This is a genomic window from Aerococcaceae bacterium DSM 111021 (genome assembly GCA_020112395.1).
Classification (GTDB): domain Bacteria; phylum Bacillota; class Bacilli; order Lactobacillales; family Aerococcaceae; genus Ruoffia.
Window position 1 is genome coordinate 161483 of record JACCEK010000003.1, and the last position, 25761, is coordinate 187243.

Here is a 25761-nt window from a genome sequence, read left to right on the forward strand (position 1 = left end):
GAACTAAAAGGAGGAATTCACAATGGCACGTGTTAAAGGTGGATACGTTACTCGTCAACGTCGTAAACGTACAATTAAATTAGCAAAAGGTTATTACGGAGCAAAGAGTATTTCATTCAAGATGGCTAAACAGCAGGTAATGAAATCATATACTTATGCTTACCGTGACCGTCGTCAAGTAAAACGCAATTTCCGTCGTTTATGGATTACGCGTATTAACGCAGCAGCTCGTATGAACGGACTTAGCTATAGCGTTTTAATGAATGGTCTTAAAAAAGCAGGTATCGAAATGAACCGTAAAATGTTAGCTGATTTAGCAGTTAACGATGAAGCAGCTTTCACAGCTTTAGTAGAACAAGCAAAAGCAGCTTTAGCTTAATCTAAGTTTTGAGTCTCAGTAATGAGACTCCTTTTTTATTGCAAAAAATACCTAAAAATTGAAATTTTGAATCGTTATTTGTTGCCAATATAAAGAGAGATGGTTAAGATATAAATTAGATAAAGGAGGAATCATATGAATTATATTTGGCGTTATATTAAAAAGTATCCGGGACTTCTTACATTAGATGTATTCGGAAGCCTTTTTTTTGTACTTGTTAACTTGGGTTTACCTACTGTGCTTTCAATTATGATTGACGATGCTATTATTCCAGGGAATCAAAGTTTATTATTCACTCTAGCAATGGTTATGTTAGGGGTTATTATTTTGGGTGCACTCGGACGAATTATATTGTCCTACGCCTCAAGTAAATTAACGAATGTCATGATACGTGATATGCGTAATGATATCTTCGATTATACTCAAAAGTTTTCGCATCAAGAGTTTGAGTCAATAGGTGTACCGTCTCTAGTGACGCGTGTGACTAACGACGCATTCGTCTTAATGCAGTTCGCTGAGATGGCGCTTCGATTAGGTGTCAATACACCGTTGATGTTCTTTGGAAGTATTGTCATGATCATTATTACAAGTCCATCATTGGCTTGGATTGTGGCGGCTTCAATGCCATTCTTATTATTTGCAATCTATGTGATTGCGAAGAAATCAAGACCTTTATCTGAAGGACAACAAACGTCTTTAGATAAAATTAATCAGTATGCGAGAGAAAATTTAACCGGTTTACGCGTGATTCGTTCTTTTGCTCGTGAAGAATATCAAGAAGAACGATTCAATAAAGAAAGTAATCATTATAAGAATATCGCAACCCGCTTATTCAAATTAATGGCTACTGCCAATCCAATCTTCATGCATATCTTGGTTTGGATGATTGTTCTTATTATGGGACTATCATTACAACCTTTATCAGTTGGAGAATTACAAATTGGTAACCTAGTTGCCTTCGTTGAATATGCTTTTCACGCTTTATTCTCAGTCATGATGTTCTCACAACTATTCATTATGTATCCAAGAATGAACGTTTCTGCGAATCGTATACAAGAGATTATGAACACAGAAATTTCTATCAATGTGAATGAAGATGGTGTAACACAAACTGAAACGCATGGTTACTTAACCTTTGATAATGTAACGTTTGCTTATCCAGGGGAAACTGAGAACCCAGTGCTACATAATATTAGCTTTGAAGCTAAGCCGGGCGAAATGGTTGCCTTCATCGGAAGTACCGGGAGTGGTAAATCGACCTTGGTTCAATTGATTCCTCGTTTCTTTGATGTAACCTTAGGTCGAATTATTCTTGATGGTGTAGATGTTCGTGATTATAACTTGAAGGCTTTACGTCAGAAGATTGGCTTTATCCCTCAAAAGGCGCTGTTATTTACCGGAACGATTGGTGAGAACTTGCGTTATGGGAAGTATAATGCAACTGACAAAGAGTTAGAGCGTGCAAGTGATGTGGCTCAAGCAAGTGATTTTATCCATAAGACACAAGAACGTTACCACTCATTCTTAGCTGAAGGTGGAACCAACTTATCAGGTGGACAAAAGCAACGTCTATCAATTGCACGTGCGGTTGTTAAACGACCAGATGTGTATATCTTTGATGATAGTTTCTCTGCACTCGATTATAAGACCGATGCTGAATTACGTCGACGCTTGAAAGAAGTGACAACGAAATCAACGGTCTTAGTTGTTGCTCAACGTGTCAGTTCAATTATGAACGCAGATCAAATCATCGTTTTAAACGAAGGCGAGATTATTGGACGTGGGACGCATGAGGAATTGATGGTAGAGAACGAAATTTACCGTGATATTGCGAATTCACAAATGAAAAATCAAACAATAGAAGAGTAAAGGAGTGAGCTAGATGAAAGAAATAAAAACTTTTGGAAATTTATGGAAATATTTAAAAAACTATAACAAACAACTAATCCTAGCCCTCATCCTCTTAATCATTAACGTGTTAATGACTGTAATTGAGCCTTTTATATTAGGATTAGCGATCACAGAAATTACTCAAAACGTGGTTGATATTGCTCGTGGTGTTGAAGGAGCTGGAATCAATTATGAATATATTATGACGATTCTTATTGTGTATGTGATTCGTGGTTTCATTGTCCAAGGAACGAATTATGGATCAAACGTCTTTATTACAATTGCTGTTCAGAATACGACTCGTGATTTACGTGATGATATTATTCGTAAGATTCACCGTCTGCCAGTGGCTTACTTTGACCGTAACCAATTTGGAGATATCTTAGGACGTATTACAAGTGACGTTGAGACGGTTTCAAACTCACTTCAACAAGGAATTATCCAAGTTACAACGGCATTCTTTTCAATTATATTCGTTACGATTATGATGCTTACATTGAATTGGCAATTAGCTCTCGTTGTATTTATGAGTATGCCGGTATCATATCTTGTTGCTCAAAGTGTTGTAAAAATTTCACAAAAACACTTCAAAAATCAAGCGGATGTCTTAGGTAAGATGAACGGATTTGTTCAAGAGAACTTTACTGGGTTCAACATTATTCGTTTATATGGACGTGAAGATAGTTCAGTCGCTGAATTCCGTTCGATTACAGAAGATTTAGCAGATATTGGATTTAAAGCAAGCTTCTTATCAAGTTTAATGATGCCTTTAGTATCGGTAGTATCTCACTTAGCTTACTTAATCGTAGCTGTGGTCGGTGGTATGTTTGCGATAGCTGGACGATTAACTGTTGGTAACTTACAAGCCTTTACTCAATATGTATGGCAGATTAACCAACCAATCCAAATGGTGACACAAATTACTGGCCTGCTGCAAGCAGCGGTTGCTGCTACACAACGTATTTGGGAAGTATTAGATCAAGAGGAAGAATTGAATGAAGTAACGGAAGAACTCCCTTCACCTGTCACAGGACAAGTTACTTTCGATGATGTATCTTTCCAATACACACCAACTAAACCATTAATTAGAGATTTCTCTGTTAAAGTGAAACCGGGTGAAACGATTGCGATAGTTGGTCCAACGGGTGCAGGTAAGACAACGATGATTAACTTACTGATGCGCTTTTATGATGTGGATAAAGGCTCAATCAGACTTGATGGTATGGATAACCGAGCGGTTTCAAGACAAAAATATCGTGAACAGTTCGGGATGGTATTACAAGATGCTTGGTTGTTCGAAGGAACAATTAAAGAAAACTTACGTTTCGGTAATCTAGGTGCGACAGATGAACAGATTGTTGAAGCTGCCAAAGCTGCTAACGTGGATCACTTTATCCGTACGTTACCGGGTGGTTATGACAGTAGAATGAATCAAGAGTCTAATAATATTTCTCTAGGTCAAAAACAATTGTTAACGATCGCTCGTGCTTTGCTATCAGATCCTAAAATTCTTATTCTGGACGAAGCAACAAGTTCTGTTGATACACGTCTAGAGCAATTAATTCAAAAAGCGATGGAACGATTAATGGAAGGGCGAACAAGTTTCGTTATTGCCCATCGTCTATCAACCATTCAAGATGCAGACCGTATCTTAGTTATGAAAGACGGCCAAATTATTGAGCATGGTAATCATGAACAATTGTTAGAACAAAAAGGCTTCTACTTTGACTTATACCAAAGTCAATTTAATGCTTAATCTATGAAGATTGAATGTAACCTTTCATTTAATGCTAATTTCGTTTACAATATTAGCAATAGTTCATGGAAAGTGACATTGAATACTGTAAACACACAGTCACTCATCAGTGCAATCTGAGGTACTGTGTGTTTTTATTTTGGAGGAATATGAATGCGTATTGGATATCAAGGTGTTGCCGGTTCTTATAGCGAGGCAACTTTACAAGATTATATAAAGACATTAGGTGAGACCACTTGGGAATCGGTTCCTGTACCTTACGGGAATTTTAAAGCGGTTGTGAATGATCTATTAGATGATAAGTTGGACTTAATTGTCGTTCCGGTCGAAAATTCGACCACCGGAATTATCGCACGCGTTACTGATTTATTGCGTTATAAGCCTTTGATGGTGATTGCAGAGGCTTACCAACCGGTTCGCCATACTTTATGGGGAGTGGAAGGTAGTCGCTTAGAAGACATCCAGGCGGTTTATTCACATCCGGAAGCCTTATCGCAGTGTCAGGTATTCTTTAATTCGTATCCGCTGATTGAAAGCAAGGTATACGAAGATACAGCTAAAGCTGCTTCCTATATTCAGGCATTGAATCGACCTGATATTGCTGCAATCGCAAGCCCACGAGCAGGGGAGTTACATCATTTAGTTCCACTGATGGAGAATGTGCAAGACGAGTCGACGAATACGACACGCTTTTATGTCATAGAAAAGATTCAAGAAAAGGAATATACTGGATCTTGCTTGAGTCTGTATGTTGAGACACGCCACGAATCGGGCGCGTTATCTAAGTTACTTCAAGTGTTTGATATTTTTAATTGTAATTTACAAAACTTGAACGCAAGACCGATTGAGAATCAGCCATTTACGTATGGTTTCTTTATTGAAGTATCCATAAAAGATATGACAACACCTTTGAATATTTTGATTCAAACGTTAGACCAAGTGTCAGAGTATCTTCAAATATTGGGGCAGTTTAATCAAGTTTCAAAAAGTATCTATCTAGAAGTTTAGTCATGCGGTTGGTTAAGGAAGGGGATAAATATGCAAAAGATTGCGATTGTTGGTTTAGGTGTCATCGGAGGTTCCTTTGCGAAAGCGTTTAAAGCTTCGGACAGTTCGAATTATTATGTGATGGGGATTGATAAAAACCAAGTGACACTCGACCAAGCGATGGAAGCTGGTGTGATTGCTGAAGGTGAAGTTGAGAATGAAACGATTCTACAACGTGCCGACATCGTCATTATTGCCCTATATCCTGAAAATATCAAAGAATTTATTATTAAAAATCAAGATGCATTCAAAGAGGGTGCCATCCTCACTGAAACGACAGGGATTAAACAATACGTGATTGACAGTATCGTGCCAGTTTTACCTAAGCAAGTTGACTTTATCTTTGGTCACCCGATGGCCGGGCGGGAGTCTCAAGGGTTTGAATACTCAGATCATACCGCCTTTATTGGAGCGAATTACGTATTAACACCCTTAGCTTCGAATCAGCCAGAAAATATGGAAATATTTAAAGCCCTTCTCAAGAAAATTGGCTTTCAAAGATTAACCCAAGTGACGCCAATTGTTCATGATGAATTAATCGCTTATACGAGTCAATTATGCCACTGTATCGCGGCGGCTTTAATTAATAGTGATCAACCTGAACGCAACACCGTTCAATTCATAGGTGACAGTTATCGTGATCTAACTCGGATAGCGAAGTTAAATGAGAATTTATGGTCAGAGTTAATGTTGAATAATAAGGATGTTCTCATCAAAGTGATTAGTGATTTTGAATCAGAAATGATAAAAATTAAAGAAGCGCTATTAACAAATAATAAACACGAATTAGAAGAATCGTTTATTGAAGCGACTCGTCGCCGTGTAGAACTTGAAAAAAATGACCTAATGAATTAATTTTAAACAAAAGTATTAAATTCCTTGCAATTAGAATTCATCTAAGTTATATTATAACCACATTAAAAATAAATGATAAAAGAGGTTATCTTATGTTTACCCATTTCAACAATATTATTATTGTCATTCAAAGCTCGGACTTGTTAAATTGATTTTTTAATCAGTTTAAAAAGTCCTATTCGTTTTGAATGAATGGGAACAGATAACAAACTCCCATTCTAGTTTACTAGAATGGGAGTTTTTTTATTATTATAAGGAGTGGTAAAACGATGAGTGACATTGAAAGCAACGTTCATATTTATCAAACTACACAGAAAATAATAGGAGGCTTCATCCATGAATTTATTTAAAAAGTTTAATAGCGCGTTTACAAGTAACCTGTCAATGTTCGTAGCATTAACGGCTTTATTAGCCTTAGTGTTCCCAAGTTTTTTCACACCTTTAAGTGGCTATGTGAGTTTATTACTTCAAGTCGTTATGTTCACAATGGGCTTAACAATGAAAGCATCTGACTTTGCTCATGTTCTTAAAAACCCAACTAGCGTGTTTATGGTTTCTGCCATCCAATACTTATTTATGCCACTGAGCGCTTTTGCGATTGCAAAATTATTCGGGCTATCAGGAGATATTGCTTTAGGTTTAATCATTGTTGGATCAGTTCCTGGAGGGACAGCATCGAACATTATGGCTTTACTGGCAAATGGTAATGTGCCACTTTCAGTCAGTGCGACAACAGTATCTACATTATTATCACCATTTGTTACACCATTACTTATCGCCACTTATGGAGGAGCCTTTATTGAAATAGCTTTTTGGCCAATGTTCTTATCTATTACACAAATCGTATTAGTACCCATTGTTTTAGGTTTAGTTGTGTCACATTTCTTAGGTGACAAATCAGAAAAAATCAAAACGGCGATGCCATCCTTTTCATCAATTGCGGTACTTTTAGTTCTTGCTGGAACAGTATCAGTCAACCGTGAGAATTTATTAAACGGTGGTTTAACAGTTGTTCTAGCCGTATTAGTACATCACTTATTAGCTTATGTAATTGTTTACTTTATCTATGGTTTATTCAATGCTTCAAAGGAAACAAAACGTACGTGTGCCATAGAGGTAGCAGCGCAAAATACAGGTTTATCAGCTAGTCTTGGTTTAGCGCATTTTTCTCCTGAAGCCGCATTAGCAGGAGCTGCAGGAACAATTGTTCATACTTTACTTGGCATGATGTTTGGTAGTTTATGCGCGAAAAAAGATTTAAAAGAAGCTGAACAAGGAAGATATTCAGTCAATGTTAGGCATTCTAAAGCGAAAGTTTTACAAAAATCCCATTAAACTAAAGTTGATATAGAAAAAACACCTTGATTTAGTTTTCGACTAAATCAAGGTGTTTTATTGTTTATTCATTATAGTAAGCGAAGTGATGGGACATTCGTGTTTACAGCTTGTTGTTCATTGCCGTCACATATTAATGCATCGATTTCATCTAAGATAGACTCAAGAGTAATCTGCTGATTATCAATCAATCTTGCTTCGCCTGAGACATATTCATATATGACTAAAGAAGGAGATGAGTGGACAGACATATCAATAGCAGTTTTTTGGTCTTTTAAGAATAATTGCTTCACAAAATCCGACTGCATATCTTGTTTGAATATCTCAACATCTAGGCCAACTTCTTTGGCAAGTTGAACTGCAAAGTCTGAATTGAACTTAGAAACATCACCATCAATACTTTCTTGTAATCTCATTAAGTAATAACGACCTAAACGCTTGCCTTGCATACAAGCTGCTTTGTAAGCTAACGACGCACGATATACGGCTTGAAAGATATAATTTCTCTCTTTTAAACTCGTATCGGATATACCTAATTGTCGCATAAAGTTTTCAACTAAATGTTGATTATGAAAAGGTAGGATGTGCAAATCTATATTTGACGCTACTAAATCAATTAACTTTAATACTTCTTGCTCACAAGTGTAACAGGTATGTCCTAATGGATTAACAAATAAAAAGAATTCAAACACATTAGAAACGCCATTATGTCTATATTCGATCTGATATTGACTCATTTAGATAGTTCTCCTCCTTTCTTATATTTGGTATACTTAATATTAACAAAAATCAAAAACTTATGCGAATAATAGGCTTGTTCACTTATTCATTTGTAAGGTAGCGGTGGGCACGGGCTAACTTGGTTTCTGATTGCTTGTAAGTTATATTAAAATGTGATAATAAAGTACTAAATTGCTCTAAAGCTTCATCAATATTATCGGATTCCAGCTCTAGTTCATAATCGACTGCTTGATTATATTGAGTAAAATCAAGGGCATATAAACCGTATTCAACCTCAATATTATAGCGATGTGTCGTAAGACTCATTGTTCTTTCAATTCCATTCCAAGGAATGTCACGAGAGTCGATAAAGTTTTGGATATCATGTGTTTGAATATCACTTTTACTTAATGAGTGAGGGACCTCAATCGCTGAATTTTGATTGAATTGAGTCAACTCAATTGATTCGAGTTCATTGACTCTTTGTTTTATTGTCCATTCACTTTGACCGTCTTCAAATACTCTTAACCTTAGTGACGCATTATTTTGCTTGAAAAGTTCATCTGCTGTATCATAATAGTAATTGGATTGAATGATTTTTGGTTGATGCTCTAAGTTAAAGTAGGCAAAAAGACTATCATAGTCTGCTTTATTGATAATTGTTTTTAGTTCACGTTCAATTGAAGATACCATGTATATATCCTTTCTTATCAAAATTATGTACAATATAATATATACAAATAATAAAAAAACTGTACTTAATTTACAGTCCGTTCACTATCCTATAATAATTAGTGAATATATGCAAATAAATATACTTATAACAAAGTGAGAAAGTCGGTGACTTGATTGATAGAAGATAATTTTATCGAGAACTGGGACTTATTTCTAGCTCCTTATGAACAAGCTGTAGAAGAATTAAAATTAAAACTAAAGAATATTAGAAAAGAATATAGAACATTACATCGACATACGCCTATTGAATTCGTGACGGGGCGTGTTAAGACACGTGAGAGTATCTTGGAAAAGATGGAAATGCGACATATCGAACCAGAAGACATGCTAATTGGGGTTCAAGATATAGCTGGTATACGCATCATGTGTCAATTCGTTGATGATATATATGAAGTAGCTGAATTAATTAAAGAACGGACTGATTTTAAAGTTCTATTAATACGTGATTATATTCATCATCATAAACCAAGTGGCTACCGATCGTATCATATGGTGGTTGAATACCCTGTTCAACGGGCAAAAAATGTTGAAACCGTGATTGTTGAAGTTCAAATTAGAACATTAGCTATGAACTTCTGGGCTACTATAGAACATTCACTCAATTACAAGTATCAAGGAGAATATCCTAATCATATCCTTGAACGCTTAGAGAGAGCATCAGAAGCGGCATTTATGCTAGATCAAGAAATGTCAGAAATTCGAGAAGAAATCCGTGAAGCAACACAATTCTTCGAAGAGCGTTATGACGATGCTAAGAAAAAAACTCAAAATGGAAATCATGAGGTAAATAGATGAAACCAACTGTACTCATATATTCAAATACAAAACCTCAATCAAAATCAATAAAAAGTGAGTTAACTAAAAAGCTAAATGAACATCAAATACAAATTGTTGATGAAAGGGAGCAACCCGATTTTATTATTTCAATCGGTGGAGATGGGACGTTTCTATCTGCTTTCCATCATTTCAAACATTATATTGAACATTCTAAATTCGTTGGGATTCATACAGGCCATTTGGGGTTCTATACAGATTGGTTGAGTGATGAAGTGGATGAGGTCATCAATGGGTTATTAAATACTTCAGAGAAATCTGTTTCTTACCCATTACTTGACGTAGAAATCTATTTAGAAGATGGGCGATGCAAGAAAATGCTAGCTTTGAACGAGTTCTCAATTCGTTCGACGATGGGAACAATGGTTAGTGACGTCTATATTAAAGACCATTTCTTTGAAACATTTCGTGGTGATGGTATTAGTATTTCGACACCGACCGGATCAACTGGGTTGAATAAATCACTTGGAGGTGCGGTCATTCATCCAAGACTTGATGCTATTCAGATGGCTGAAATGGCGTCGATTAACAATCGAGTCTATCGAACGTTAAGTTCACCTATTATTATTCCATCAGATGAATGGTTTACTTTGAAACCGGATAGTACGCAATCGGCCATACTATCTGTTGACAATCAAAGTTGGCAGAACTATGAAGTGTCGAAAGTGAATTGTCGTGTAGCCAAGCAAAGAATTCATTTTGCGAGTTTTAGACACACCCATTTCTGGGATCGTGTAGAGAACGCGTTTATTGGAAGAAAGCAATCACTTTAAAGGAGAATGATTAGTTTATGCATCGTATTTTTAAACATGTCTTAATATTTTTAACAATGATATTTTTAGGAGCTTGTAGTAGTAATCAAGCGAATGAGTTTGAGTATACTGCTTTAGAAGGGATGGCACGTACTAATGCTCCGGTGACAATTCCAGAAGAAACTGCTTATTTAACGATGGAAGATAAAACGAAACAAAGTATGTATGACGTGTTGGATGAGATAGGTACACACGCAGAAAGCACAGCATCACCCGTTGATTATTCACACATTGAAGACTTAGCTACTGAAAAAGAGTATATTGAGTTTCTTGAAAGTACGAATAATGAAGCAAGTTTATTATACATAGGTTTTGATGAATGCCCTTGGTGTAAAGCTTTCTCACCAAAAATCAACCAAATAGCGAGTGAACTAAACATTCCCATATACTACTATAATACACGGGCACACGAACAGGATCTAACATATGCAGGAGCTATGCAAAGTTTTGAGGTTGAGACTGTTCCGCACGTCTTTATTATGGAAGATGGCGAGCCGAAAGAACGAATCAATCAAGATTCATCCATGCAACAAATTGAATCGTTCTTTAAGTTGTACACTGAAGAATATAACTAGAAAAATATAACAAGTTAGGAAAGATAATGTGATTTTAACGTGGGAGTATCGAGATAATGTAGAACAAACGATTAAACGATTTCTACATTTTGAAGGAATACCAAGGAATTTTGTAAAAGCCGTTAAGTTTAACGGGGGAAAGATTCTACTTAATCAAAAAGAAGTAACAGTGCGAGCAAAACTCAATCGTGGGGACATATTAAAGCTTATTGCGCCTGATGAGATTGGACATGATACAGTTGCTCCATCTAATGTGTCAATTGATGTAGTATATGAAGATGAGGATTTATTGATTGTGAATAAACCAAGTGAATCAGTCTCTATACCATCAAAGCAAAATCCTGATAGTTCGATGGCTAATCGAATTAAAGGGTATTATGTCGATAATAATTATAAAGACCAAGTCATCCATATCGTAACCAGATTAGACCGTGATACTACAGGTCTCATGCTGATTGCGAAGCATCGACTTGCGCACGCCTACATGGACCGATTGATTCAAAGTAAAGGAATCACTAAAATATATTATGCACTGTCACATAAAGTTGATTGGGCACAACATGGATATATTGAAGACCCAATTGGAAGAAACCCGGAATCCATTATTAGTAGAATTGTTGATGTTAATGGTCAAGCAGCCTTAACTGAATATTGGGTAGAGGATAGAGTAGATCAGGCTAGTCTATTAAGAATACAGCTTCATACAGGTCGTACTCACCAAATCAGAGTACATTTATCTCATCATGGAGGTCCATTAGTGGGAGATGATTTATATGGAGGTGTTAAAGACTCTGATTTATCAAGACAAGCTTTGCATTGTGGAGAACTACAGTTCGAACATCCTTTTACAGGTGAACAAATTCATATAAAACAACCTATTCCTGAGGATATGCAAGGTTGGTTAAATATCAGAAAAGGGGAATAATGGCATGGAGATATTTGAAAGATCTTTTGAAGAAAGTATTGTAACCTTTAAAAATTTACTGAATGAAAATCGGATGACTCGATTTAGAACAGAGTATTTGGCCCTGCATAATTATGAACAAAGTAAAATATTCGCAACATTAGATCAAGAAGATCGCGAGAAGATTTATCAATATTTATCACCAACTGAATTAGCGGATGTATTTGATTTACTTGAATCAGAAGATGAATCCATAGATGTCTACTTTGAAGAAATGTCACACCCATACGCTGCGACAGTATTAGGCGAGATGTACGCAGATAATGCGGTAGATGTGTTGAATGATTTAAAAGACCGTGATCGTGTGAATATATATATGAACCTTATGCCGGCTGAAAGAGCACGCGAAATTAGCTCACTGATTAATTACCTAGATGAAACAGCTGGATCGATTATGACAACGGAGTTTATCTCGGTGAAGGAAGAATCGACATTAGGAGTAGCTTACCGCAGACTTAGAGAGCAAGCGATTAAAGCAGAAACAATCTATTATGTATATGTTGTTGACGAGAATGATCGTTTAGTCGGGGTAATCTCATTAAGAGATTTGATTGTTAACGACGAAGACAAGTTGATTCACGATGTGATGAATACGCGTGTTATCTCTGTACAAGTTAACGATAATCAAGAAGAAGTTGCTAAGATGGTTCAAGATTATGACCTACTTGCTTTACCTGTGGTTGGGTTTGACCGCGAGCTTTTAGGCGTTATTACCGTTGATGATATCTTGGATGTTATGCAAGATGAAGCGGATAGCGACTACTCTGGTTTAGCCGCGGTAGATGTTAGTGAAACCCATGATACACCATTATCAGCCGCAAAAAGTCGATTACCTTGGTTGGTGACTTTATTATTCTTAGGAATGGGGACTGCGACATTAATCAGTCAATATGATGCGCTGATTGCAGAAGCGAGTGTACTGTCTGCTTTTGTGACTTTGATTACCGGTACTGCGGGTAACGCAGGTACACAATCATTAGCCGTAGCTGTAAGAAAATTAACCAATAAATCTGAGGACGATGATTTTTTTAGTTCATTAACTTTCGAATTAATTACAGGAGTCATTACAGGTGTGATAGTCGGACTGACTGTGATGTTGATTGTTCTAGTTTGGAAGCAGAATCTAATATTAGGTATTGTGATTGGTGTAGCGATGATGGCAGCTATAATAGTTGCAAATATCGCTGGTTCATTCATACCTAAAGTAATGGATAAGTTAGGGTTTGACCCGGCTGTTGCCAGTGGACCATTTATCTCAACATTAAGTGACTTAACGTCTGTATTTATTTATTTTAGTATTGCACAATTATTTTTGTCAGCAATTATTTAACTTTCTAAATTAAACAATCGCCCTTAGACATGCAAATAATGTCTAAGGGCGATTATTTTTATTTTAATCTTTTTTCCATATCGTGATGAGGGATATTGGCGTCTAAGTATCCTTGTTCGTTTGTAATTGTATAATTTAGTTTCTCATAGAAGGGGATGGCAGTATCTTGAGCGGATAATGTAAGTACTTCAATTGTAGGGTATGTCTCTTTTGCCCAACGTTCAATTTCTTCCATTAGTTTATGACCGACGTGATTCCCACGTTGTTCTTTTACTACAGCAACACGTTGTATTTTTGCATTTGTCTTTTCATCTTTGAGATCGATTCGAGCAGTTGCAACCGCGATGTTGTCGATGTATCCAATAAGATGAATGAGTTGTTGATCAAGACCATCTAACTCTAATCCTGGATCTACGTTTTGTTCATTGATAAATACTTTTCTTCGAATATCGAATGCGTCTCTTATTTTTGTAGAATCTCCATCAAGTACCCAATTAAATTTCATTTAAAACCCTCCACGATTTCATGTATAATAAGTCACGTTGAAACTATAAACGTTATTTTACTATATTATAATATATAAATACAATCAATAAAGGATGATTTTTATGACAGAATTAAAAGAAGTATCAAAGAATAGATTAGAGAATGTAAAAAACTTAACAACTATTCCTTCACCAACTGGATTCACTGCAAATATTATTGAATATATTGGGGATCTTTTTGATGAGATGGGCGTAACCTATGAAGTGACTCCAAAGGGTGGCTTACTTGTGAGTATGGAAGGTAAGGATAATGACAGTCACCGTTTTGTAACAGCGCACGTAGATACATTAGGCGCAATGGTCCGTGGAATTAAACCAAGTGGAAGGTTAAAAATCGATCTTATTGGCGGATTCACTTACAACGCAATTGAAGGTGAGTATTGTACGATTCACTCAAGCTTGATGGATAAAAAGTTCAGTGGAACAATATTAATGCACCAAACAAGCGTCCATGTATATAAAGATGCACGTACAGCCGAACGTAATCAAGATAATATGGAAATACGTTTAGATCACATGGTTAAGTCTAAAGAAGACGTGGAAAAATTAGGTATTCAAGTTGGAGACTTTATTTCATTTGACCCAAGAGCTGTGGTAACCGATGAAGGATACATTAAATCACGTCATTTGGATGATAAAGTGAGTGTCGCTTTATTAATTGAATTAGTAGAAAATATTCAAAAGAACCAAATTGACCTAGCTCATACGACTCATTTTTATATCTCTACTAACGAAGAGATTGGCTACGGAGGAAATTCAAATATTGCTTCAGAAGTAAAAGAGTATCTAGCGGTTGATATGGGAGCAATGGGAGATGACCAACAAACAGATGAGTATAGTGTGTCAATCTGTGCAAAAGATGGATCAGGACCATATCATTTAGGCTTACGTAATCAGTTTGTGAATTTATGTAAAGATAATGAAATCGATTATCGATTAGATATTTATCCATTTTATTCGAGTGATGCGTCAGCAGCAATGAGGGCTGGAGCGGATGTTCGTCATGGATTAATTGGCGCAGGTATTGATTCAAGTCACGCTTATGAACGTACTCACTATCAATCGATTGATGCAACTTATAATTTAATTGAACGCTATTTGGAAGCAGTAATGATAGATTAAATTTATATTCAAAAATAACGTGTAATACGTCTAGGAATTTGCTACTATATTAAGTACATAACAGAGATAGACATAGAATATAGAGGAGTGACATGAGTGGTAGATATATCAAAAAGTTTATTTGGATATAATACAAGTCAAGTAGATTCTATTATGAGTCAGCAGACGAATAGAATTGATGAATTAGAAAAGAAAATTGAAAGCTTAGAGAGCCAACTTTCAACATATATTGAATTAGAGTCAGCATTAAAAGAAGGAATTGTTGATGCAAGACAAAAAGGTTCACAAATCATTGAAGAATCAGCAGGTCAAGCTGAACTAATTATTAGTAAAGCCAATGAACAAGTAACTCAAATCAAAGAGAATACAGTGATTCGTGGGAATGATTTATTAAATAGCGGGAATGCTTTAAGAGATCGCTTAACGTTCATGAAAGATGAAATGCGCGAAATGGTTGATCAAGTCTCTGAATTTATTGACGGAACAGACTTCGAAACTATCTTCCCGAAAAGTGAAATAGATGAATACACAATGAAAATCAATGAATTCTCGGATGGTCAAGCTGAAACAATCAAATCAGACGACGAGAACTCAACTTCTGAAAGCACATTAACTGATGAAGAGAAGCGCGAATTAGAGAAGTTGATTCACGAAGTTATCGCTAATGACGCAGCTGCAAAGGAAACTCAAGGTCCTGAAAAAAATATTGAGAAGAAATTAATTGAGTTAAGAACACTTAACGGATAATTTTTTATGATTTTGAACAATGCAATGATGAGCACTATCACATTGTATTGTTCCATTTTTTTGAATAGGGCAATATGAAAGGAAGTAAGTATTTGGTAAATAATCTAGAACAAGAAGTAAAAAGAAGACGTACATTTGCAATAATATCCCATCCGGATGCGGGTAAAACAACAATTACGGAAGCTATGCTGTTATATAGTGGAGCCATTCGAGAAGCAGGGACGGTTAAAGCAAAGGGGAAAAAATCAAACAAATTTGCGAAGTCTGACTGGATGGAAATTGAAAAGCAAAGAGGGATTTCTGTAACGAGTTCGGTAATGCAAGTTGATTATGATGGGCATCAAGTTAACATTGTGGATACGCCAGGACATGAGGACTTTTCAGAGGATACTTATCGTACATTAATGGCCGTAGATGCGGCAGTCATGGTAATCGATTCTGGTAAAGGGATCGAGCCACAGACTAAGCGATTATTCGAAGTTGTAAGTCATCGTGGCATTCCAGTCTTTACGTTCATTAACAAATTAGACCGTGATGGGCGTGAGCCATTAGAGCTAGTTGCTGAATTAGAAGATGTCTTAGGAATTGATGCATATCCAATGAATTGGCCGATGGGTATGGGACGCAATTTAATCGGTTTATATGATTTATACAATGAGCGCGTAGAGTTAAGAGGTAATGATGAGGAAGAGGAAGATATATTTATTCCTTTAGATGAGGATGGGGAAGTTCAAGGAGAACATACCTTCAAGTCATCTTCAATATATTCACAAGCTTTAGAAGATGCTCAATTATTACATGAGGCTGGAAACGAATTTGATTTAGATAAGATTGCTAATGGTAAGTTGTCACCCGTCTTTTTTGGATCAGCTTTAACAGGTTTTGGTGTTCAAACGTTTTTAGATGCATTCGTTGAATTAGCACCGTCACCAGGTGCCATTGCACTTGAAGGCGAGGGCGAAGTAGATCCAGTAAGTGATGAATTCACAGGATTTATCTTTAAGATTCAAGCGAACATGAACCCAGCTCACCGAGATCGCATTGCTTTTATTCGTATTGCATCTGGTCAGTTTGAACCTGGAATGAATGTGATTTTAAATCGTACACAAAAGAAAATGCGTATGGCTCATACAACACAGTTCATGGCAGATACACGTGAAGAAGTGAGTACAGCGGTCGCTGGTGATATTATTGGATTATATGATACAGGAAACCTTCAAATTGGTGATACTATTTATAGTGGTAAAAAACCAGTTGAGTTTCCTTCTTTACCTCAATTTACACCCGAAATGTTTATGAAGGTAAGTCCGAAGAATGTTATGAAGCAAAAATCATTCCATAAAGGGATTGAACAATTAGTACAAGAAGGTGCCATTCAATTGTACAAAACATACCATACTGAAGAATATATAATTGGTGCTGTTGGACAGCTTCAATTCGAAGTGTTCCAATATCGTTTACTGAACGAGTATAATGCAGAAGTAGATATGACACCAATGGGAAGCAAAATAGCTCGCTGGATTAAATCAGAAGATTTAGACCCGAATATGTCATCTAGTCGGAACTTACTTGTACGTGACCGCTTCGGCTCACCAGTATTCTTATTTGAGAATCAGTTTGCTGAACGTTGGTTTAAAGATAAGTATCCAGATATTGAATTAGAGCAACTATTATAATAATATTATAAAGCAAATAAATGGTGGTATTAAGCTAGGAAGTTGACTTTGTATATCAATCAAAATAAAAATAGAGTTTTATATTGTTGAAACTCAAAATAAATGGTATTCTTATAGAAGTAAGGGTTTTATTTTAAACTCATATTAAAATTTCATTTATAAAGGAGATTTTTCGAATGGAAAAGAAAGAATTTAACGTAGTAGCTGAGACAGGGATTCACGCACGTCCCGCGACTTTATTGGTACAAACTGCAAGCAAATTTGCATCAGACATTAACTTAGAGTATAAAGGTAAGTCAGTTAACCTTAAGTCTATTATGGGAGTTATGTCTTTAGGTGTTGGTCAAGGTGCTGATGTAGTTATCACTGCAGAAGGTGACGACGAGAAAGAAGCGATCGAAGCAATTGCTGAAACAATGAAAAACGAAGGATTATCTGCATAATGGCAAAATTCGAAGTAACTGGAATTGCAGCTAGTGATGGTATAGCAATTGCGCCAGTCTATCTATTGACAGAGCCAGATTTAACTTTTGAACGTACGACTGTAGCAGACGCTGCTGCTGAAGCAATTCGCTTAGATAAAGCGGTTGAACAAGCAACAGCTGAAATTACACAAATTCGCTCAATTGCTGCAGAATCGTTAGGTGAGGAAGAAGCACAAGTTTTCGATGCTCACTTAATGTTCTTATCGGATCCAGAATTTACTGGTCAAGTAAGAGAAAAAGTATCGAATGAAGGCTTAAATGCTGAAGCCGCATTAAATGATGTGAGTGAAATGTTCATTCAAATGTTTAGTGCAATGGAAGATAACGCTTATATGCAAGAACGTGCAGCGGATGTTAAAGACGTTTCAACACGTGTACTTGCAGCTTTATTAGGCGTTAAATTACCTAGCCCAGCAACGATTAGTGAAGAAGTTGTAATTATAGCACATGATTTAACACCAAGTGATACTGCTCAATTAAACAAGCAGTTTGTTAAAGCATTCGTTACCAATATTGGTGGACGTACTTCTCACTCGGCAATCATGGCTCGTTCTTTAGAGATACCTGCAATTGTTGGTACCAAAACGATTGTTTCTGATGTTAAAGATGGTGACTTAGTTATCGTTGATGCAATGGAAGGAACAATTATTGTTGATCCTACTGAAGAACAAATCGTACAATACCAAGAAAAAGCAAAAGCTTTCGAAGACCAAAAAGCAGAGTGGGCAAAACTTGTAGATGCACCATCAGAAACTAAAGATGGTCATGCAGTTGAACTTGCTGCGAATATTGGTACGCCTAAAGATGTTGCTGCTGTACTTGAAAATGGTGCTGAAGCAATCGGTTTATACCGTACTGAATTCTTATATATGGATTCTGCTGACTTCCCAACTGAAGATGAACAATACAATGCTTACCGTGAAGTGCTAGAAGCAATGAATGATAAGCCAGTGGTTGTTCGTACGATGGATATTGGTGGAGATAAAGAATTACCATACTTAGAACTACCAGAGGAAATGAACCCATTCTTAGGTTACCGTGCTATCCGTATCTCATTAGATAAAAAGGATATGTTCAAGACACAATTACGTGCATTACTACGTGCTTCTGTACATGGTAAATTACGTATTATGTTCCCAATGATTGCTACTTTACAAGAATTCCGTGAAGCAAAAGCATTCTTACTTGAAGTTAAAGAAGAATTACTTTCTGAAGGTGTTGAAGTTTCAGAAGAAATTCAAATTGGTATTATGGTTGAGATTCCAGCTGCAGCAATGTTAGCTGATCAATTTGCCAAGGAAGTTGACTTCTTTAGTATCGGAACAAACGACTTGATTCAATATTCTATGGCAGCAGACCGTATGAACGAACGCGTATCTTACTTATACCAACCATATAACCCATCAATTCTACGCTTAATCAAAAACGTTATTGATGCTTCACACGCTGAAGGAAAATGGACAGGTATGTGTGGTGAGATGGCTGGAGATCAAACAGCTGTACCATTATTACTAGGATTAGGTTTAGACGAGTTCTCTATGAGTGCTTCAAGTGTTTTAAAAACACGTAGTTTAATTAGTCGCTTAAACTTAACTGATATGCAAGACTTAGCTGCTAAAGCAGTTAATGAATGTACATCGGCTGACGAAGTTGTAGCATTAGTTGAAGAAGCAACAAAATAATTTTTATAATGAACCTAGGTTATTAATTTAGCCTAGGTTTTATTTTAAATCCAACGTCAACCATAATTTTTATATTGGTTGACCAAAGAGGTGTAAAAATGACTTTAAAAAATAAATTATTAAAACGATTTACTGAAGGAAAGAATATGACACTATCTGGCCAACAATTGGCAACTGAATTTGGTGTAACTCGAAGTGCAATTTGGAAAGCCATTGAAGAATTACGTGAACAAGGTTATGTTATTCAAAGTGTTCCAAGAAAAGGATACCAATATGTCCAAAGTTCGAAAGATATTGATGCGCAGCAAATATCTTTATTATTGGATGAAAACTTGAAAGATTTAACGATTCAATTTTATGATGATGTGACATCCACTAATGATGTGGCAAAAATCTATGCGGTGAATCACCCAAATGAAAAAAACTATGTCATCGCTAGAAAACAAACGAAAGGTCGAGGCCGTTACGGAAAAGTATTTCACTCAATGATTAAAAATGGTATTTATTCATCGCTAATAGTACCTGTGAATAAAACACAGCCTGAACATATACCACTCTTTACGATAGCGACTGCCACAGCTATGTCACAAGCTATTGAGGAAGTTTGTGGTAAGAGAATAGATATAAAATGGGTCAATGATTTATTCTTTAATGGCAAAAAAATTAGTGGGATTCTTTGTGAAGCAATCAGTGATATTGAAAGTGGACAGATAACATCTGTAGTCATAGGTGTGGGGCTTAACTTAGCAGGGAAATTTGATGATACTGATGACCTTACAAGAAGTGTTGCTGGAACGCTCTATGAGGGTGATATTCCAGGTGAATTGAACCTAAATGAATTATTAGCTCGCTATTTAAACTTACTAAATGGCTATATTGAGCAGATTGAAAAGAAAGAATTTATTCAATATTACTCGGATCATTTATTAGGGATTAATAAAACAGTGACTTATAAAGTAAAAGATAAAGATAGAAAAGGAATCATTCGAGGTATTAATGAAGATGGACATCTATTAGTTGAATTACCTACAGGGGATATGGATGAACTGTTTGGTCAAGAGATACACTTATCTAGTACACAATTTGCTGAGGAGGCTGAATAATGAATACACGAATTCTGACTAAAATGGCTTTAATGCTTGCATTATTAATCATTTGTTCTCAACTAACAGTGCCTTTTGGTCCTGTCCCTTTAACTTTGCAGACTTTTGCTGTATTGATGATAGGCTTAGTTCTTCCTCCAAGTTATGCAGTAATGACAACAATTATGTATTTGGCTATCGGACTAGTGGGACTCCCAGTTTTTAGTGGGGGAACGGGTGGTTTTGGATCATTTTTATCACCATCATTTGGGTTCGTTATCGGATTTATTCCGGCTAGCTTTACGTTAAGTTATTTAAATCAAAATTTAAAAAGTGAAAAGAACCTAAAACTTAGCATGAGTATTTTAATAAGTACCGTTATTTTATATATTATCGGTTTAAGTTATATGTATATTATATTTAGAAATGTCTTGAATATTGATACTGGTTTCACTCATGTTTTACAATTAGGTTTCTTTCCATTTATTCTAGGAGATATATTTAAATCTCTTTTAGCAATCATAATTTATAAGAGGCTTAAAATTATCTTATAGAACTGCATCTACAAATTGAAATATCCTTGTGATACAATAGGTCTACATTTTAAAAAGTACTTTAACAGTATAGACAAATTATAGTTGAGAGGGGTATTTGATGCGAATTGGCATGTTTACTGACACATATTTTCCACAAGTTAGTGGAGTATCGACATCAATTAAGATACTTTGTGATCAGTTAAGAAAAGTTGGCCATGAAGTCATAATATTTACAACATCCGATCCGGATGCACGACCAGAGAATGGGGTAGTGAGATTACCAAGTATACCTTTTGCGAGTTTTGAAGATCGTCGGATTGCCTATGGTGGTTTAGATCGGTGTTTAAAGATATCAAGAGAATATGACTTAGATATAATTCATACACATACAGAATTTAGTTTAGGATTAGCGGGAAAGTATGTAGCAAGTAGACTGAAAATACCTACAGTCCATACTTATCATACAATGTATGAAAACTATACACATTATATATGGAATGGACGCTTAATTAAGCGACAACATGTCCGTTGGTTTTCAAAGGCGTTTTGCGGACAAGCAGACGGTGTTATTACGCCAAGCGAATTAACATATGCAACTCTAAAAGATTATGGAGTTGAAGCACCTATGCGAATTATTCCGACAGGTGTTTTACTACCAAAGTTTAATGAGAACTACCGTTCATTAATTCGCCAGAGGCTTAATATTCCAATGGATGCGCCTGTTCTGTTGTCATTATCACGTTTATCTAAAGAAAAGTCTTTAGATGAAGTTTTGATGGCTTTCCCATCAGTTCAAGAAGCGTATCCTTCGACACATCTCGTTATTGTAGGGGATGGACCATACCGTGAGACGTTAGAGACAATTGCTAAGGGATATGAATTGAAAAACGTACACTTTATTGGTGAAATTTTGCATAATGAAGTCAATCAATATTACCAAATGGCAGATTTGTATATTAATGCAAGTGAGTCCGAATCACAAGGTCTAACCTACTTGGAGTCAATTGCTAATCGACTGCCTTTAGTGGCTAAAGAAAATGATTATCTAAATTTAATAATACAATCGGGAGAATTCGGACAACTATACGCACCTAATGGTTCTTTAGATAAAGCAATCATTAACTATTTAGATAAAAAGTATGGCGGAGAAATTGAAAGTATTAATCTTGATTTATTGGATAGTATTTCAGCTGAACGATTTGCTGATAATGTCTATTTCTTCTATGAAGAATTGATTGAAAATTCAGATCATACACGTTCAAATTTCTTTGAAAGGATGTTAGGTGAAGTTAAAGAGTCATGGAGTAACTCTTAATTTTAGACTCATATTTAAAATAATAACGCATTCATTGCGAAAGTTGAAAATTAATTGTGTTTTTATTGAATTTAGTACATGAAGCTTCTTGCATTTTTAAAGCATTTTGTTAACATATACTATATTGAAAAACTAATTTTATTAGTTTTTGCTGCTCACCCAATGAGCAATTCTGTTAACGAAAGGAATCAAATATGAAAACTTCAGTTTTGACAGGTATTATCCAACGCTTAGAGGCAATGGTAAATGCTAATAATAGCGAGCCAGAAGTTCGCCGTTTCGAATTAGATGGTGTTGAAAAGTGCCAAGTAACTTATCATGCAGATGATAAAGCATTTGAATTATCAGACAGTCAACGTGGAACAACTTACCGTTTTGACGATATCGATTTAGTTGCTATTGAAATTTACGAATTATTAGGTTAATTAACTATACTTTATAAATAATCTCAATAAATTATTCATTGTTATAAACTTATAACATGACTTAATAATTTATTGAGATTATTTTTTTGTGATAATTGATACAAACTGTAATTAAGCAAAAAAAGTGAAAATAATCGTGATATGATATGTTATTATAGAATGTTGGGAGAATATGTTATAATATCAAAGACAATATTAGAATTTAAAAGGGGACTATATGAAAAAATTATTGACTCCAACTTGGACCATCAATTCAATCTATGCAATCAAACCAGAAGATTTATTACAACATGATATTAAAGCAATTATTTGTGATTTAGATAATACTTTAATTGCGTGGAATCAGTGGGAGCATACTGAAGAAATGGCCGAATGGTTAACTAAATTTAAAGAAGCAGGGATAGGGATTTATCTCTTATCAAATAACAATTATAATCGTGTACTTAAAGTCGCAGAACCATTAGAACTTAGGTTCACATCTAGTGCTTTAAAGCCACGACGAAAACATTTTGTGCTTGCTATTGAAGATTTACAAGTACCTGATCATAATGTAGCCGTTATAGGGGACCAAGTTATGACAGATGTTATTGGTGCAAATCGTAACAATTTAAAAAGCATTTTAGTAAAACCAATCGCTCCAAATGATAATATCTTTACACTGATTAATCGTACGTTAGAGCGATTCGCGTTTAAATTAGTTGGAATTGAAAGAAATGGAGATTGGGGGAATACACTTGACTGAAAAAGAAGATTTTCAATGTATCGGTTGTGGAGCAACGATTCAAACAGAACGACCTGAAGAAATTGGCTACTTACCACAATCAGCACTGAATAAAGGTATTGAAAAAGGTGAATTTTATTGTCAGCGTTGTTTTAAACTGAGACATTATAATCAATTACAAGATCTAGATATTGATGATGATGTATTTTTAAACAAACTGAGTGAAATTGCGAATGATGATGCATTTGTAGTATTAGTTGTAGATATCTTTGATGTAGAGGGTAGTATGATATCTGGATTGCAACGATTTATCGGGAACCAACCATTCATTATTGCAGCGAATAAGTTTGACTTGCTACCAAAAGTCACTAGACAAACTAAAGTAAAAGATTGGATTAGACAAACTGTAAATAGACATGGTCTGTATCCAGAAAACATTGTATTAAGTTATGGAACAAAAAAAGCTGGTATTTATGATTTAGCAGAAGAGATTGAAGCGGTTATTAATGATCGTAATGTTTATATCGTTGGAGTAACCAACGTTGGTAAATCAACTATAATTAACCAGTTAATTGGATACTATGGTGGAGATAAAGAAGTTATCACAACGTCTAACCATCCAGGTACGACATTAGATTTAATTCAAATTCCATTAACAGATGACCATGCCATTATAGATACGCCTGGTATCATTCGACGCTCACAACTAGCACACCACTTGACGCGTTCGGATATCGAAACTGTGCTGCCAAGTAAGCCGATAAAGCCAAAAACATTCCAGTTAAATGAAGATCAAACGATTTTCTTAGCCGGTGTTGGTCGAGTGGATTTAATTCAATCGGAAGCAGAAAAAACAGCAATGACTTTTTATGTTTCGAATGATTTATACTTACATCGAACTAAAACTGAAAATGCTGATGATATATATGAGAAGCATTTAGGCGACATGTTAGCACCACCCAGTAAAGATTATGCACACGAATTTCCAAAACTTGTTGAGCAAACATTCACATTGGATGAAACTCAAGATATTAGTATATCTGGTTTAGGTTGGTTGACAGTTAATGCAAAAGTGGAAATAAAAGTATGGCTACCTAAAGAAATTAATATTTCAAAACGTACTGCCATTATATAAATGAAAGGAGATAATATGATTACATTAAATAAAGCACAAATTAAATTTTTACGTAAATACTCACATAACTTAAAACCATTATTTCAAATGGGGAAAAACGGATTAACAGACGTATTTATTGAACAAGTTGATAACGCGATTGAAAAACGAGAACTAATAAAATTTGTTATTTTACAAAATAGTGATGAGGATTTAGACGACGTTGCTAACAAAATAGCCGATGAAATTGATGGCGTAATTATTCAAACTATCGGAAGTACAGCCATCTTATACCGTCCATCATCAAAAGAAAAATATCAAGAAATTAGTCAACAAGTTCAACGATTAAACTAAGGGGACATGTATAATGGATCATTCAAATGGCACAGTAAAAACAAAAGAATTTATGTCAATTGAAGAAGCACTCGAACCTATTATTCTTAGTCAGCTCACTCCGAAATCGCCGGTTGAGGGTAGACATCGTATCGGTATTTTAGGTGGGACGTTTAACCCACCACACCTTGGACATTTACTTATGGCTGAGCAAGTTGGGAATCAGTTAGAATTAGATGAAGTGTGGTTTATGCCAACAGCAAAGCCACCGCACGCACCAGGAAAGACAACAATCGCTTCGCAACACCGTCTTAAGATGTTACAGCTTGCGACTTTAAACAATCCATTGTTTAAAGTCCAACCGTATGAAATTCATCGAGGTGGTGTTAATTATACGGTTGATACGATGAGACATTTTGTTGAAACATATCCAGAATCAGAATTTTATTTTATTATTGGATCAGATAGTGCCAATGATTTGTCAACATGGAGAAATATCGAAGAATTAATTCAATTGGTTCAATTTGTTGGTGTTAGACGACCCGGTGAATATCCATATCAAGGGCAATACCCAATTCTTTGGGTAGATTCACCACTCATTGAATTAAGTTCAACTGAGATTCGACTAAGGGTATACTTAGAGCAATCAATCCGTTATCAAGTACCAAGTAAAGTGGAGGATTATATCCATAAGCACAAACTTTATGAGATGGATTAAAGAAAGAAGGAAAGATTTTGGTAGCAAA

General features: G+C 35.6%; 27 protein-coding genes. 24 read left to right on the forward strand and 3 right to left on the reverse strand.

The genetic code is table 11. The annotated features are described in order from the left end of the window. Window positions 1-22 precede the first annotated feature (22 nt). From rplT to HYQ40_10505, 6 genes are all read left to right on the forward strand, one after another. A complete protein-coding gene (gene rplT, locus HYQ40_10480; protein MBZ6528188.1) occupies window positions 23-379 on the forward strand; it encodes a 50S ribosomal protein L20 in 357 nt (118 codons plus the stop codon). Window positions 380-514: 135 nt separating this feature from the next. Beyond that, the gene (locus tag HYQ40_10485) at window positions 515-2248 is read left to right on the forward strand and encodes an ABC transporter ATP-binding protein (protein MBZ6528189.1); all 1734 of its coding nucleotides are present in this window, start codon (window positions 515-517) and stop codon (window positions 2246-2248) included. Window positions 2249-2261: 13 nt separating this feature from the next. After that, window positions 2262-4025 (forward strand): ABC transporter ATP-binding protein, encoded by a 1764-nt coding sequence (locus HYQ40_10490; protein ID MBZ6528190.1) that lies wholly within the window; start codon window positions 2262-2264, stop codon window positions 4023-4025. A gap of 153 nt (window positions 4026-4178) precedes the next feature. Continuing rightward, a complete protein-coding gene (locus HYQ40_10495) occupies window positions 4179-5033 on the forward strand; it encodes a prephenate dehydratase (GenBank protein ID MBZ6528191.1) in 855 nt (284 codons plus the stop codon). A 30-nt stretch (window positions 5034-5063) separates the two neighbouring features. Further along, window positions 5064-5927 carry a prephenate dehydrogenase gene (locus HYQ40_10500; protein ID MBZ6528192.1) on the forward strand — a complete coding sequence of 288 codons (864 nt, stop codon included), beginning with the start codon at window positions 5064-5066 and terminating at the stop codon, window positions 5925-5927. A gap of 336 nt (window positions 5928-6263) precedes the next feature. Then, entirely contained in the window at window positions 6264-7262 is a 999-nt protein-coding gene (locus HYQ40_10505) for a bile acid:sodium symporter family protein (protein ID MBZ6528193.1), read from the forward strand. 71 nt (window positions 7263-7333) lie between these two features. Here HYQ40_10505 and HYQ40_10510 read toward each other — a convergent pair whose 3' ends face one another. Next, window positions 7334-7999, reverse strand: a complete 666-nt coding sequence (locus tag HYQ40_10510; GenBank protein MBZ6528194.1) for a DsbA family protein — start codon at window positions 7997-7999, stop codon at window positions 7334-7336. A gap of 85 nt (window positions 8000-8084) precedes the next feature. Next, window positions 8085-8675: a CYTH domain-containing protein gene (locus HYQ40_10515; GenBank protein ID MBZ6528195.1), complete on the reverse strand. Its 591-nt coding sequence runs from the start codon at window positions 8673-8675 to the stop codon at window positions 8085-8087. A 159-nt stretch (window positions 8676-8834) separates the two neighbouring features. On the opposite strand from HYQ40_10515, the gene HYQ40_10520 reads away from it, so the two are divergent. From HYQ40_10520 to mgtE, 5 genes are read left to right on the forward strand one after another with little or no spacing between them, the layout of a single operon-like run. Beyond that, window positions 8835-9512, forward strand: a complete 678-nt coding sequence (locus HYQ40_10520; protein MBZ6528196.1) for a GTP pyrophosphokinase family protein — start codon at window positions 8835-8837, stop codon at window positions 9510-9512. Next, complete coding sequence (locus tag HYQ40_10525) at window positions 9509-10324, forward strand: NAD kinase (GenBank protein MBZ6528197.1); 816 nt, start codon at window positions 9509-9511, stop codon at window positions 10322-10324. Before HYQ40_10520 ends, HYQ40_10525 begins: the two co-directional genes overlap by 4 nt. 17 nt (window positions 10325-10341) lie before the next feature. Further along, entirely contained in the window at window positions 10342-10938 is a 597-nt protein-coding gene (locus HYQ40_10530; GenBank protein MBZ6528198.1) for a hypothetical protein, read from the forward strand. Window positions 10939-10966: 28 nt separating this feature from the next. Then, the gene (locus tag HYQ40_10535; protein ID MBZ6528199.1) at window positions 10967-11863 is read left to right on the forward strand and encodes an RluA family pseudouridine synthase; all 897 of its coding nucleotides are present in this window, start codon (window positions 10967-10969) and stop codon (window positions 11861-11863) included. A 4-nt stretch (window positions 11864-11867) separates the two neighbouring features. After that, entirely contained in the window at window positions 11868-13232 is a 1365-nt protein-coding gene (gene mgtE, locus HYQ40_10540) for a magnesium transporter (protein MBZ6528200.1), read from the forward strand. Window positions 13233-13290: 58 nt separating this feature from the next. Here the strand turns inward: mgtE and HYQ40_10545 are convergent, their stop codons facing one another. After that, the gene (locus HYQ40_10545; protein ID MBZ6528201.1) at window positions 13291-13737 is read right to left on the reverse strand and encodes a GNAT family N-acetyltransferase; all 447 of its coding nucleotides are present in this window, start codon (window positions 13735-13737) and stop codon (window positions 13291-13293) included. A gap of 103 nt (window positions 13738-13840) precedes the next feature. On the opposite strand from HYQ40_10545, the gene HYQ40_10550 reads away from it, so the two are divergent. From HYQ40_10550 to HYQ40_10610, 13 genes are all read left to right on the forward strand, one after another. Then, window positions 13841-14899, forward strand: a complete 1059-nt coding sequence (locus HYQ40_10550) for a M42 family metallopeptidase (GenBank protein ID MBZ6528202.1) — start codon at window positions 13841-13843, stop codon at window positions 14897-14899. 96 nt (window positions 14900-14995) lie between these two features. After that, on the forward strand, window positions 14996-15646 hold the full coding sequence (locus HYQ40_10555) for a DivIVA domain-containing protein (GenBank protein ID MBZ6528203.1): 651 nt from the start codon (window positions 14996-14998) through the stop codon (window positions 15644-15646). Between the two features lie 92 nt (window positions 15647-15738). Continuing rightward, the gene (locus HYQ40_10560) at window positions 15739-17322 is read left to right on the forward strand and encodes a peptide chain release factor 3 (GenBank protein MBZ6528204.1); all 1584 of its coding nucleotides are present in this window, start codon (window positions 15739-15741) and stop codon (window positions 17320-17322) included. 176 nt (window positions 17323-17498) lie between these two features. Further along, complete coding sequence (locus HYQ40_10565) at window positions 17499-17765, forward strand: phosphocarrier protein HPr (protein ID MBZ6528205.1); 267 nt, start codon at window positions 17499-17501, stop codon at window positions 17763-17765. Beyond that, the gene (gene ptsP, locus HYQ40_10570; protein ID MBZ6528206.1) at window positions 17765-19489 is read left to right on the forward strand and encodes a phosphoenolpyruvate--protein phosphotransferase; all 1725 of its coding nucleotides are present in this window, start codon (window positions 17765-17767) and stop codon (window positions 19487-19489) included. Before HYQ40_10565 ends, ptsP begins: the two co-directional genes overlap by 1 nt. A 98-nt stretch (window positions 19490-19587) precedes the next feature. Beyond that, complete coding sequence (locus HYQ40_10575) at window positions 19588-20592, forward strand: biotin--[acetyl-CoA-carboxylase] ligase (GenBank protein ID MBZ6528207.1); 1005 nt, start codon at window positions 19588-19590, stop codon at window positions 20590-20592. Further along, window positions 20592-21125 carry a biotin transporter BioY gene (locus tag HYQ40_10580; protein ID MBZ6528208.1) on the forward strand — a complete coding sequence of 178 codons (534 nt, stop codon included), beginning with the start codon at window positions 20592-20594 and terminating at the stop codon, window positions 21123-21125. Before HYQ40_10575 ends, HYQ40_10580 begins: the two co-directional genes overlap by 1 nt. A 100-nt stretch (window positions 21126-21225) precedes the next feature. Beyond that, window positions 21226-22422 (forward strand): glycosyltransferase family 4 protein, encoded by a 1197-nt coding sequence (locus HYQ40_10585; GenBank protein MBZ6528209.1) that lies wholly within the window; start codon window positions 21226-21228, stop codon window positions 22420-22422. 194 nt (window positions 22423-22616) lie between these two features. After that, entirely contained in the window at window positions 22617-22847 is a 231-nt protein-coding gene (locus HYQ40_10590) for a YkuJ family protein (GenBank protein MBZ6528210.1), read from the forward strand. Window positions 22848-23064: 217 nt separating this feature from the next. Then, window positions 23065-23589, forward strand: coding sequence for a YqeG family HAD IIIA-type phosphatase (locus HYQ40_10595; protein MBZ6528211.1), 525 nt, complete (start codon window positions 23065-23067; stop codon window positions 23587-23589). Then, a complete protein-coding gene (gene yqeH / locus HYQ40_10600) occupies window positions 23561-24703 on the forward strand; it encodes a ribosome biogenesis GTPase YqeH (GenBank protein ID MBZ6528212.1) in 1143 nt (380 codons plus the stop codon). The genes HYQ40_10595 and yqeH overlap by 29 nt, the downstream gene beginning before the upstream one ends. Before the next feature lie 15 nt (window positions 24704-24718). Continuing rightward, complete coding sequence (yhbY, locus tag HYQ40_10605) at window positions 24719-25036, forward strand: ribosome assembly RNA-binding protein YhbY (GenBank protein MBZ6528213.1); 318 nt, start codon at window positions 24719-24721, stop codon at window positions 25034-25036. Between the two features lie 52 nt (window positions 25037-25088). Beyond that, entirely contained in the window at window positions 25089-25733 is a 645-nt protein-coding gene (locus HYQ40_10610) for a nicotinate-nucleotide adenylyltransferase (protein ID MBZ6528214.1), read from the forward strand. The last annotated feature ends 28 nt before the right edge of the window (window positions 25734-25761 follow it).